We start from the raw sequence: 12,252 nt of genomic DNA on the forward strand, positions 1-12,252 counted from the left end.
GCGGGCCGTCAGGACTCACAGAGCGTATCCGCCCGAATGTGAAGATAACCTTAACAAATGCTAAGAGAGCCTATATGGATTTTACACAATTCAGGGCTATAATGTGGGAGCACTGGCCCCCAGGCAGGGGGACGACAAAATGAATTAGTTTGAAAGGAAAGTCTGATATGAAACGAATTGCTACCATGATTCTGGGCGCCGCCCTGGTGCTCTCCCTGGCCTCCTGCTCCAAGCTGGGTCTCCCCGGCAGGCAGTCCGCCTCCCCCGCGCCCAGCGAGAGCGGGACAGTGGAGACCAAGACGGCCACGGTCTCAGGCGTTATCAACCGGATGGACAATTTTTTGGTGCTGCTGCTGGACAACGACAGCTACCAGATTTTTGACTTTGCCAAGGGGCTGGATACCAGCGGCTTTGCCGAGGGCGACCGGGTGGAGGTGACCTACACCGGCGTTCTGGGGGACGAAAACGCCACCCCTGTAGCCACCCAGATGGTGAAGCAGTAAGACGGGAAAAACAAACAGGGCCGGAGGACACAGCGGCGTGCCTCCGGCCCTGCTTTGTTCCGGGATGCTGAAGTGTTTATGGGGGCAGGTCGTGCCGCACGCGCCGGTGAAACTGCGCGCTCGGCGGCGGAGAAATCCATGCGCCGAAAGCCTGAGCCATGGTTCCCGGGGCTCTTTCGGCGCGTCTGCCTGTGACGTGGGAAGAGCGGCCGGTTTATTTTGTCACGCGAAAGGTCAGTCCATCGTATTTCTGTCCGCCGACCTCACGGGAACCCACATTGCGGTTGCACTCTACAAAGCCGAGCTTTGCCGCGCAGCGAAGCATACGGACATTGCCTGACCAAGTTTGCGTATAAAGCTCCTCCGCGCCGTTTTCAAAGAAGTAGTCCATAAAGGCGCGGAGAGCGTTTGTTCCAATGCCGTTTCCCCAGAGGTCGGACTCGCAAATAGAAATGCCGACCGCGCGGTGGACGGTCTGACCGTCTTTGACCTTGCCAAGGCTGTTGTAGTGCTCGTCTATGAGATAGGAGCTTACCCAGCCAATGTGCCGGCCGTTCCACTCGATTTCAAACTTCCAGCGGCGGGCGTTTTCGGGAAGGCCCTTCACGGACTCATAATACTTGCGCCAAGCGGCGCGCTCCTTCTCCGCGTCCGATTCGAGAGGCTCCCACGGAGCGTCCGTATGGGACCACTCGGTTTCAGTGGTGAACCAACGTACATAGTCCTCAATGTCGGAAGCGATCGGATCCCGAAGAATAATATTTTTGTATTGGATCTGCACAGAGCTGCACCTCCCAGGAAGAATTTGCTGCTGCCAGGCATTGCAATGCCGGAGGGGGGAGCCGCCCTCCGGGCGGCAGAACCCAAAACAAAAGGCGACAGCAAAAGCAGCTGCCTTTTGTTTTGGAAGGGGCGGTTAAAATCGATATTTCTGAATGGAGAAAAATGCCGCCTGCAAGGCGGCCTACCAACTGCGAGCCCAGCGCAGCGGGTCGCAGTTGGAAAGGAGGAGCAAGGGAGCGGGCGGATGACGTCTTTTTTTGCCTCGGGCATAAAAAGACATCGGAGCAAAGCGGACTTTGCTCCGACGTGGTGCCGGTGACCGGACTCGAACCGGTACGCTGTTGCCAGCGGCGGATTTTGAGTCCGCTACGTCTACCAATTTCATCACACCGGCGTATAAAGAAGAAAGCAGCTGCCTGCTTCTATGCGTTGCTCCATATTATACAGGAAATTCAGCGCCATTTCAAGGAGAATTTTGAGGAGATGACGCAGGCGCATGGGTTGCAATATGGGGAAAAGTATGGCAGAATAGCCACGTAAGAGCGCGGGGAGGCCCGCACCCCGGAAGGAGAGACGTTATGGACTACACCCTCTATCAGCTGGCCTGGTTTTTCCTGGTCTACTCCCTGGCAGGGTGGTGCGTCAGCGTAGCGGCTGCTGCGGTACGGCGGCACACCTTTGTCAACAGCGGCTTTCTCAATCTGCCGCTCAAACCGTCCTATGGCTTCGGCGCGGTACTCTTTGCCATCTTTCTGCCTGAACTGGCCGATCACCCCTTTTTCCTGGTGCTGGGAGGCGCAGTCATCGCCGCGGCAGTCACCTTTGTCACCGGCTTCCTGCTGGAGCGCATCTTTCACCGCCGCTGGTGGGATTATACCAGGCAGCGATTTCAGTTTGAGGGGTATATCTCCTTCCCGCTGCTGCTGGTGTGGGGACTGCTGGCCCTGGCGTCTATCCGGTTTCTGGACCCTATGCTGGCCGGGCTGCTGGACCGAATTCCCAGACTGGCAGGACTCATTGCCCTGCTGGTCTGCCTGGGGCTGATTGCGGCCGACTTTGTGGTCTCCCTGGTGTCCATGCTCCAGCTCCGGTTCCGCCTGAAGCGGCTGTCCAGGCTGTCGGAGGACTTCCGCGATCTGTCCAACCTGTTCGGCAACGCCATCACCCGCCGGGTCCAGCGCCGGGTCCTGAGCGCCCACAACCTGGAGGCGGAAAAGCTGCTGGAGGCCCAGGAGGAGACGCCGGAGAAGAGCGGCGTCTTTGCCGAGGGCTGCTGCTTTCACAAGCTGGTGTGGCTCTTTGTCATTGCCGCCTTCCTGGGCGACGTCATCGAGACGCTGTTCTGCCGGGTGACGGCGGGAGTATGGATGAGCCGGAGCAGCCTGATCTATGGCGCCTTCAGTGTGGTGTGGGGTCTGGGCGCGGTAATGTTCACTGCCGTGCTCTACAAGTATAAGGACCGCAGCGACCGTTACATCTTTTTGGCGGGAACCATCCTGGGCGGCGCCTATGAGTATGGGTGCAGTGTGTTTACTGAGCTGGTATTCGGCACCGTGTTTTGGGATTACAGCCATATCCCCTTCAACCTGGGGGGACGCATCAACCTGCTCTACTGCTTTTTCTGGGGCATTGCGGCTGTGGTGTGGCTCAAGGGCATCTACCCCAGGCTCTCCGGCCTGATTGAGCGGATTCCGCCCAAAATCGGCCGCATCGGCACCTGGGTGCTGGTGGTGTTCATGGTGTGCAATATGGCGTTGTCCGCCCTGGCCCTGGCCCGGTACAACCAGCGTCAGACTGATCCCGACGCGCCCGCTACCGTCCTCTCCGACTTTTTGGACCGACACTACCCCGACGAGCGGATCGCCAGAGTCTATCCCAACGCCATTTTGGTGGAGGATTAAAAGGAACCTGCACGCAGCCTCCGGCTTCCTGCATGGAAGCTGGGGGCTGTTTTGTACGGAAGTGGGCGCTTTTTTCCCGCCTGGGCTTAACAGAGAGATGGAACTTTGATATAATTGATCAGAATAAAACAAAAAGAGAACAGGGGAGGAGCTCTATGACGACAGAGCAGAGGACCAGCGTTCAAAACAGCATTGGCCGCCTGGTATTTGTGGGACTGTGCATCCTGCTGGAGGTGCTTTGGGTTGTCCTGCTCTATATCAGGCTCAATGAGTATTCCGCCGTCCTCAGTGCCGTCACACGTCTGGCGGCCCTGGTAATTGTACTGAAGCTGTACGGAAAGCACACCAACGCGGCCTTTAAAATGCCGTGGATGCTGCTTTTGCTGGCATTTCCGGTACTGGGTGTGTGCCTCTACCTGCTGATGGGCCGCTCCGGGACAACCCGTCGGATGGCCCGGCGGTTTGAAAAAGTGGACCAGACCCTGGCGCGGTCCGTACCCAGCCGGCCGGATGCGGTGGAGGACCTGAAGGCCCGGGGCGGTCCGGCAGGCAATCTGGCCAGCTATTTGCAGCGGTACGGAGGGTTCCCCCTGTGCCGGAATACGGATGTGGCCTTCTATGCCGAGGCGGCCGACGGGCTGGAGGCCCAGCTCCGGGATTTGGAGCGGGCGGAGCGGTTTATTTTTATGGAGTACCACGCCGTGCAGGAGGGCGCGGCCTTCAGAAGGCTGAAGGATGTCCTGGCCCAAAAGGCGGCCCAGGGCGTGGAGGTCCGCTTTATCTATGACGACATCGGCAGCATCGGCTTCATCAACCGGGATTTTATCCGCCGGATGGAGCAGGTGGGGGTGCAGTGCCGGGTGTTCAACCCGGTCATCCCGGTGTTCAACGTGTTTCTGAACAACCGGGACCACCGAAAGATTACGGTCATTGACGGCGCGGTGGGATTCACCGGCGGCTACAACCTGGCCGACGAGTACTTCAATCTGACCCACCCCTTCGGACGGTGGAAGGACACCGGCATCCGGCTGGAGGGGGATGCGGTGACCAGCCTGACAGCCCAGTTTCTGGAGATGTGGAACGCCATCCGTCCCACGGACGGCGACATGAGCGCTTACCTGGCGGCGGTGCCCTATCAGAGCAGGGAGGACGGCTTTGTCCAGCCCTATGCGGACAGCCCCCTGGACCAGGAATTTGTGGGGGAAAATGTGTACCTGAGCATGGCTGAGGGAGCCAGAGAGCGAGTGTGGTTTACCACGCCCTACCTCATTATCAGCGACGAGATGACCCGGGTGCTGGGCCTGGCGGCCCGGCGCGGGGTGGATGTGCGCATTATTACCCCCGGCATCCCGGACAAAAAGCTGGTGTACAGCGTGACCCGGTCCTACTACGCCGGGCTGGCCCGCAGCGGCGTGCGGATTTATGAGTATACCCCCGGCTTTATCCACGCCAAGCAGTGCGTGGCCGACGGGGAGACCGCTGTGGTGGGCACCATCAACATGGACTACCGCAGCCTGTACCTGCACTTTGAGAACGCGGTACTTTTTCACGGCTGCGCCGCGGTAAAGCAGGTGGAGGAGGACTTCCAAAACACCTTTCCCCAGTGCCGGGAGGTCACGGAACAGTACAGCTCCGGCCGTTCCGCCGCGCTGCGGGTGTGGCAGTGCCTGCTGCGGCTGTTCGCACCGCTGCTGTAACGGCCAATCGCCCCGGAGCCTGTCCGGGATATGCAGGGAGGACTAGCCTTGAAAGCGAAAAAGAGTTCTGTCTCATCCAACACGGCGCTGAGCATGCTCATGCTGGCTCTGGTGGCCATCCTGCTCATATTCAGCGTCCTTCTGGTCCGGGTCAAGCTGCTGGAGAATACGCAGAATCTGGGCATGGCGCTGGCCAAGAGCTACGCAGTGGAAGAGGAGATGCACCTGGACAGCTTCCGGCAGCTCATCAATCTGGCCGCCCAGTATGTGGATGAGATTGACAATGGGAACGGGGACCAGGTTCAGGACTGGCTCAGCGGCTACTTTTCCAAGCTGACCGCCATACTGGGCGAGAGCACAGTGGACCCATACGCGGTGATTGACGGCAAAATTGTGGCGGCCAATCCGTGGGCGGGGGATTCGGACTACCAATACCAGACCACGGATTGGTACCGCAGCGCGGTGGAGGCCGGCGGCGCGGTGGTGTTCAGCGACGTGTACACCGACGTCATTACAGGCGAGCCGGTTTTTACCATCTCCAAGGCGCTGGCCCGCAGCGGCGATGTGCTGGCCATGGACGTCTATATCCGCAATCAGGGGCTGCATAACACGGCCCAGACCCTGCCGGAGGACAGCTCCTATTTTCTCTGCGACACCGCCGGCACCCTGCTCTACTCCGTGACCCAGTGGGAGGCAGATGAGGAGACTCTTCAGACCTATCTCGACTACCTGCTGACTGGCATTCAGGACGGGTCCCTGTCCGCCTACGATGCCTCCTTTGAGGACATGGAGGGGGTGGAGCGGGGGGCCTATTACTCGGTCATGAGCAACGGCTGGACTGTGATTATGACCATTCCCATCCGGGACATCCTGATGGGGGACCGCAATACGGCGCTCAATGTGCTGGCCGGCGTGGGCGTGCTGCTCTTCGGCGTGCTGACCGCTATGGTGATACGTGATTTGCAGCAGAATAAGCGGATCAAGAAGGCGGGCAATACCATTCAAATCCTCAGCGACTCCTTCTACGCCGTCTACCGGGTGAATTTCCGCGAAGGGACCTATGAGGCCCTCAAAATGTCGAAGGATCTGAAGGCCCAGACGCCGCAGACGGGCGGGTATGACTTCCTGCTGGCCACAGTAAAGCAAGTGGTGGAGTCGGGAACGTATCAGGAGTTTGAGCTGAACTTCTCCCTGGACAGCATCCGCCAGCGGGTCAACGAGCACATTGCCGACTATGGCGGCGACTACCGCCGGCGCTTTGGAGAGACGTACAGATGGGTGAATATCCGCACGCTGTACGATGCCAAGCTGGCCCCTGACGAGGTAATCCTCTGCTTCCGGGATGTGGACATTGAAAAGCGGCAGCAGCTCCAGCACACCATTATCCTCCAGGAGGCTCTGGAGGCGGCAAAGAAGAGTACAAAGGCCAAATCCGATTTCTTCAGCAGCATGTCCCATGACATGCGCACTCCGCTCAACGCCATCATCGGATTCTCCCAGCTGGCCCAGAACAGCCAGGAGGACTGCTGTAAAATGCGGGAGTATATGCAGAAAATAGAATTTTCCGGGCGGCAGCTGCTGGCGCTGATCAACGACATTCTGGAGCTGTCCAAGATGGAGGCAGGGAAGAACGCCCTCAACAATAAGCGCTTCAACCTGAAGCGGTACGTAGAAGACGCAGCGGGCATTTTCCGGGACCAGGCGGAGCGGCAGGACAAGCACTTTTCCGTTGAGCTGGATCTCCACAACGAGGTTGTGGTAGGCGATGAATTCAAAATCGGCCAGATCCTCAACAACCTTCTCTCCAACTCGCTGAAGTACAGCAATCCCGGGGCGGACATCCGGCTGGAGGTCCGGCAGTTCGACTTCCAGCGGCACAGCAAATACCAGATCGTGGTGGAGGACACGGGGATTGGCATGTCGGAACACTTTCTGGAGCATCTGTTTGACCCCTACTCCCGGGAGACCCGCTTTACCAGCGCCGCCACCGTGGGCACCGGCCTGGGCATGCCCATTGTCAAGAGCCTGGTGCAGCAGATGAGCGGTGAAATTTCTGTGGAGAGCACCCTGGGGAAGGGGAGCAAATTCACCGTCACCCTGCCGCTGGAGGCAGTTTCCGGCGAGGAGAGCGCCGGGGAGCGGAAGGAACCGGAAACAAACGTCTCCTTCCAGCTGGCCGGGCGGAAGATCCTTCTGGCAGAGGACAACGAACTGAATATGGAGATTGCCACCGAGATCCTCACCATGAACGGCATGGAGGTGCTCCAGGCATTCAACGGCGCGGAGGCAGTGCGCATCTTCCAGGCGGCGGCCCCTTACTCCATTGACGCCATCCTGATGGACATGCAGATGCCGGAGATGGACGGCTGCGAGGCGGCCAAAGCCATCCGGGCGCTGGACAAGCCGGACGCGGCCACAGTGCCCATCATCGCCGTCACAGCCAACGCCTTTGCCGAGGACATTGACAAGACCACCAAGGCGGGCATGAACGGACACATCTCCAAGCCCATCGACGTGGCGCTGCTCTACCAGACGCTGGAGAAGTGCATGAAGCGCGGGTGAGATACAGCCTGCCTGCGGAGTGGGACTCTTGCTTGGAGAAGGGGCGGAAAATCCGCCGGAAGTTAAGAAAAGCGGGGCATGGCGTCTGCCATGCCCCGCTCTGTATCGGGCTGGATTTCAGGACTTAGCCCAGCTGAGCCTTCGCCATCTCGGTGAGGGCGGTGAAGGCGGCCTTGTCGTTGACGGCCAGCTCGGCGAGCATCTTGCGGTTAATCTCCACGCCGGCCTTCTTCAGGCCGTTCATGAAGGTGGAGTAGTTCATGCCGTTCATCTTGCAGGCGGCGCTGATACGGGTGATCCACAGCTGACGGAAGTCGCGCTTCTTCAGCCGGCGGCCGGTGTAGGCGTACTTCAGGGACTTCATGACCTGCTCTTTGGCCATCTTGAAGTGCTTGCTCTTGGCGCCCCAGTAGCCCTTGGCCAGCTTGAGGACCTTATTTCTTCTCTTGCGCGTCATCATCGCGCCCTTAACTCTAGCCATTTGTTAAAAGCCTCCTATGTTATGAGTAAAAGGTAGTATTCTTATTTGTAGGGAATCATGCGCTTGATGGCGGACTCGTTGGTCTTGTCCGCGTAAGCGCCGGCGCGGAGGCCTCTCTTGCGCTTGGTGTCCTTACCGTGGCCGTTGAGCAGGTGGGACTTGAAGGCGTGGGCGCGCTTGACCTTGCCGCTCTTGGTGAGGTTGAAGCGCTTCTTGGCGCCGCTGTGGGTTTTGAGCTTAGGCATTTTCGTGATCTCCTTTACTGTTAAATACCTGGGACAGCCGCCGGGACGGCGGTTTTACTTCTTGGCGTCCTTACCGACCTTGGAGGACAGAAAGATGGACATGTGCCGTCCGTCCAGCTTGGGGTCCTTGTCCAGCGTGGCCACCTCGGCGCACTGCTCGGCAAACTTGAGCAGCAGATCCTTGCCGATCTCGGTATGAGCCATTTCGCGGCCGCGGAAGCGGACCGTCACCTTGACCCGGTCGCCGTCGGCCAGGAACTTCTGTGCATTGCGGACCTTCACATTGAAGTCGTTGACGTCAATGCCGGGAGACATGCGCACTTCCTTAATTTCCACCACGCGCTGGTTCTTCCGCGCCTCCTTCTCCCGCTTCTGCTGCTCGAACTTGAACTTGCCGTAGTCCATGAGCTTGCAGACCGGGGGAACCGCGGTGGGAGAGATTTTGACCAGGTCCAGACCCTGCTCCATGGCCTTCTCCAGAGCGTCTCTGGCGGACATGATGCCCAGCTGTGCGCCGTCGGCGCCCACCAGGCGGACCTCCCTGTCCCGAATCTCCTCGTTAAGCTGATGACCCTGTTTGCTGATAGGAAAGCACCTCCAATTCGTTAAGCAAGCCAAGCCTGCACCTGGCTGAAACCGCAAAAAAGCGGCTACCAACCGGTACCCGCGTCCAACACAACAGCACCCGCCGCATCCCGAAGAGCAGCGCGCGCTGAACCATGTTGACCTCTTTGCCTTTGGCTGGAGGTGAGGACGGCGGTACCGTTCCTGCTTTATTGTGCTGAGATACTATATCATATAATTCCGCCCAGGTCAAGCAAAAACTGATAAAAAAATATTTGTCAGGGCAGTTGCGGGAAAAATGGTCAAAAGAGGGAAAAGCACTGGTCTATTTGTTTAAAATGTCTGTCGTGACAATGGAATATTACATGGAACTTGTAAAAAATTCGGATTAAATAGTCAAATGGCGATTGCTCTTTGTAAAGGAGTGCGGTATAATAGGCCTGTAAGCCCAGGGAGGAACGGAGAAAGCGTCTGTTGCCAAACTGGGCCATCTGTTTCTTGAAAGGAAGGTAGATCACATTGAAGAAGTCTCGTAAGCTCCTGGCTCTCATTCTGTCCCTGGCGATGGTCTTTGCACTGGCCGCCTGCGGCAACCAGCCGGCCGGCGGAGACACCAACACTCCCGCGCCCTCCGGCAGCCAGCCTGTTGAGGACAGCCAGACCCCGGCTACCGAGCCCGGCGGCGACACGCCTACCGCCACCGACATCAAGGTGGCTATGATCACCGACTACGGCGACATCACCGACCAGTCCTTCAACCAGACCACCTATGAGGCCTGCAAGGCCTACTGCGATCCCGCCGGCATCCCCTTTGAGTACTATAAGCCCAACGGCGACTCCACCCCCGAGCGCGTGGCCATGATCGACGCCGCTGTGGCCGACGGCTACAACGTCATCGTGATGCCCGGTTACGCTTTCGCCGAGGCCATCAAGGAGACCGCCGACACGTACCCCGAGACCACCTTCATCGCCCTGGACGTGGGCGAGACCGATCTGAATCCTCTGGACGAGAACGGCAATCCTCCCGCTGATCCCTACGTGGTTCCCTCCAATGTGTACTGCGCCGTGTACCAGGAGGAGCTGTGCGGCTACATGGCCGGCTACGCCGCTGTGAAGCTGGGCTACACCCACCTGGGCTTCCTGGGCGGCATGGCCGTGCCCGCTGTCCAGCGTTACGGCTACGGCTACATCCAGGGCGCTGACGCCGCCGCTGCTGAGACCGGCGCTTCCGTCACCCTGGAGTATGTCTACGGCAACCAGTTCTTCGGCGACGCCGACATCACCGCTTACATGGACAACTGGTATCAGTCCCTGGGCGTTGAGGTTGTGTTCGCCAGCGGCGGCGGCATCTATACCTCCGCTGCCGAGGCCGCTGCCAAGGCCGGCGGCAAGGTCATCGGCGTTGACGTGGATCAGGCTGCCATCATCGACAAGTACGGCGAGGGCATGACCGTCACCTCCGCCATGAAGGGCCTGGCCAACACCACCCAGCACCTGCTGGATGAGGTTGTCAACGGCAACTTCGCCAACTACGGCGGCAAGATCGAGACCCTGGGCCTGGTGTCCGGCGACGATCCCACCGCCAACTATGTCCAGCTGCCCATGGACTCCACTCAGTGGGGCGACGGCTTTACCCAGGATGACTACAAGGCCCTGGTGAAGGCCATGTTCGACGGCGAGATCACCGTCTCCAACGACGTGACCATGGAGCCTGCGGCCAATGCTACCACCATCACCGTCAACAGCTACGGCAACATCAAGTAAGAAACAGATCCTGAAAAGAGGGCGGGCCAGGTCCCGCCCTCTTTTTTTAAGCAGGCCACTGTGCACAAAGGGGTTGCGAATTTTTCCAGAAAATCCGTCAAATTTCCTTGGAAGAAACCGATGGATATTGTATAATGGTAATGTCAATTAAGCGCAAGGCGGCTTTGCCCTCCGGCAGAGGGCCGGCGCGGAACTATATATGAGGGGGAGGTCGTCGGCTTGGAACAAGCATATGCTATTGAAATGCTGAACATCACCAAGAAGTTTCCCGGCATCATCGCAAACGACAACATTACGCTTCAGTTAAAAAAAGGAGAAATCCACGCCCTTCTGGGCGAGAACGGCGCGGGCAAGTCCACCCTGATGAGCGTGCTCTTCGGGCTTTATCAGCCGGAGGAGGGCACCATCAAAAAGGACGGCAAGGTGGTCTCCATCAAGAACCCCAACGACGCCAATGACCTGGGCATCGGCATGGTGCACCAGCACTTCAAGCTGGTGGAGGTGTTCTCCGTTCTGGACAACATCATCCTGGGCGTGGAGCCCACCAAGGGGCCCTTTCTGAAGAAGGACGCAGCCAGGAAAAAAGTGGTGGCCCTCAGCGAGAAGTACGGGCTGAAGGTGGACCCGGACGCCATGGTGGAGGACATCACTGTTGGCATGCAGCAGCGCACCGAGATCCTGAAAATGCTCTACCGGGACAACGAAATCCTCATCTTCGACGAGCCCACCGCGGTGCTCACCCCTCAGGAGATTGAAGAGCTGATGGAGATCATGCGGGGCCTGCGGGCGGAGGGAAAGAGCATCCTGTTCATCACCCACAAGCTCAATGAGATTATGGCAGTGGCCGACCGCTGTACCGTCCTGCGCAAGGGCAGGTACATCGGCACCGTGGACGTGGCCCACACCACCAAGGAGGAGCTGTCCAAGATGATGGTGGGCCGTGATGTGGAATTCGTGGTCCACAAGGAGCCCGCCAAGCCCGGCGATGTGGTGCTGGATGTGAAGGACCTGACCGTAGCATCCAAGATCCACAAGAATAATGCTGTGAAGAACGTATCCTTCCAGGTGCGGGCAGGGGAAATTGTCTGTATCGCCGGCATTGACGGCAACGGCCAGAGCGAGCTGGTGTACGGCCTGACCGGCATCGAGCCTGTTGTGTCCGGCGCCATCACCCTTAAGGGGCAGGACATCACCCATGCCCCCATCCGCAAAAGGTCGGTCTCCGGCATCAGCCATATCCCCGAGGACCGGCACAAGTACGGCCTGGTGCTGGACTATACTCTGGAGGACAACATGGTGCTCCAGCGGTACTTTGAGCCGGAGTTTGTTCAGGCGGGCTTCATGAAGCGGAAGGCCATCCGGGACTACGCCGAGCGGCTTATTGAGGAATACGATATCCGTTCCGGACAGGGGCCTGTCACCATCGCCCGCAGCATGTCCGGCGGCAACCAGCAGAAGGCCATCGTGGCCCGTGAGATCGACAAAAATCCCGATTTGCTCATCGCCGTTCAGCCCACCCGCGGCCTGGACGTGGGCGCCATCGAGCACATCCACAGCCAGATCGTGGCCCAGCGGGACGCCGGCAAGGCTGTCCTTCTGGTCAGCCTGGAGCTGGATGAGGTCATGTCCCTCAGCGACCGGATTCTGGTCATGTATGAGGGCGAGATCGTGGGCGAACTGGACCCCAAGACCACTACGGTGGAAGAAATGGGCCTGTATATGTCGGGCGCCAAGAGGGAGGGGAAATAAAGG

10 protein-coding genes and 1 tRNA gene are annotated in these 12,252 nt (G+C 58.8%); 6 read left to right on the forward strand and 5 right to left on the reverse strand.

What is annotated here, in order from left to right:
* Positions 1-167: 167 nt before the first annotated feature.
* Positions 168-503 carry a hypothetical protein gene (locus tag Q0K06_RS02095; RefSeq protein WP_294547914.1) on the forward strand — a complete coding sequence of 112 codons (336 nt, stop codon included), beginning with the start codon at positions 168-170 and terminating at the stop codon, positions 501-503.
* 214 nt (positions 504-717) lie between these two features.
* On the opposite strand, the gene Q0K06_RS02100 is transcribed toward Q0K06_RS02095, so the two are convergent.
* Together Q0K06_RS02100 and Q0K06_RS02105 are read right to left on the reverse strand one after the other, a co-directional pair.
* The gene (locus Q0K06_RS02100; RefSeq protein WP_294547917.1) at positions 718-1,284 is read right to left on the reverse strand and encodes a GNAT family protein; all 567 of its coding nucleotides are present in this window, start codon (positions 1,282-1,284) and stop codon (positions 718-720) included.
* A 309-nt stretch (positions 1,285-1,593) separates the two neighbouring features.
* A tRNA-Leu gene (locus Q0K06_RS02105) sits at positions 1,594-1,680 on the reverse strand.
* Positions 1,681-1,864: 184 nt separating this feature from the next.
* Here Q0K06_RS02105 and Q0K06_RS02110 point away from each other — a divergent pair.
* From Q0K06_RS02110 to Q0K06_RS02120, 3 genes are all read left to right on the forward strand, one after another.
* Complete coding sequence (locus tag Q0K06_RS02110; RefSeq protein ID WP_294547919.1) at positions 1,865-3,187, forward strand: putative ABC transporter permease; 1,323 nt, start codon at positions 1,865-1,867, stop codon at positions 3,185-3,187.
* Positions 3,188-3,342: 155 nt separating this feature from the next.
* A complete protein-coding gene (gene cls, locus Q0K06_RS02115; RefSeq protein ID WP_294547922.1) occupies positions 3,343-4,884 on the forward strand; it encodes a cardiolipin synthase in 1,542 nt (513 codons plus the stop codon).
* 48 nt (positions 4,885-4,932) lie between these two features.
* Positions 4,933-7,446, forward strand: a complete 2,514-nt coding sequence (locus tag Q0K06_RS02120) for a hybrid sensor histidine kinase/response regulator (protein WP_294547924.1) — start codon at positions 4,933-4,935, stop codon at positions 7,444-7,446.
* Between the two features lie 124 nt (positions 7,447-7,570).
* Here the strand turns inward: Q0K06_RS02120 and rplT are convergent, their stop codons facing one another.
* Genes rplT through infC form a run of 3 tightly spaced genes read right to left on the reverse strand, consistent with a single transcriptional unit; the run spans position 7,571 to position 8,790 of the window.
* Positions 7,571-7,927 carry a 50S ribosomal protein L20 gene (rplT, locus tag Q0K06_RS02125; protein WP_006574163.1) on the reverse strand — a complete coding sequence of 119 codons (357 nt, stop codon included), beginning with the start codon at positions 7,925-7,927 and terminating at the stop codon, positions 7,571-7,573.
* Between the two features lie 41 nt (positions 7,928-7,968).
* On the reverse strand, positions 7,969-8,172 hold the full coding sequence (rpmI, locus tag Q0K06_RS02130; RefSeq protein WP_006574162.1) for a 50S ribosomal protein L35: 204 nt from the start codon (positions 8,170-8,172) through the stop codon (positions 7,969-7,971).
* A gap of 54 nt (positions 8,173-8,226) precedes the next feature.
* A complete protein-coding gene (infC, locus tag Q0K06_RS02135) occupies positions 8,227-8,790 on the reverse strand; it encodes a translation initiation factor IF-3 (protein WP_294547931.1) in 564 nt (187 codons plus the stop codon).
* A gap of 465 nt (positions 8,791-9,255) precedes the next feature.
* Between infC and Q0K06_RS02140 the strand changes: the two genes are divergently transcribed.
* Both Q0K06_RS02140 and Q0K06_RS02145 read left to right on the forward strand, forming a co-directional pair.
* A complete protein-coding gene (locus Q0K06_RS02140) occupies positions 9,256-10,500 on the forward strand; it encodes a BMP family ABC transporter substrate-binding protein (RefSeq protein WP_294547934.1) in 1,245 nt (414 codons plus the stop codon).
* Between the two features lie 243 nt (positions 10,501-10,743).
* Positions 10,744-12,249 carry an ABC transporter ATP-binding protein gene (locus tag Q0K06_RS02145; RefSeq protein ID WP_294548043.1) on the forward strand — a complete coding sequence of 502 codons (1,506 nt, stop codon included), beginning with the start codon at positions 10,744-10,746 and terminating at the stop codon, positions 12,247-12,249.
* The last annotated feature ends 3 nt before the right edge of the window (positions 12,250-12,252 follow it).

This window comes from uncultured Pseudoflavonifractor sp., from assembly GCF_944387805.1.
GTDB lineage: Bacteria > Bacillota > Clostridia > Oscillospirales > Oscillospiraceae > Pseudoflavonifractor.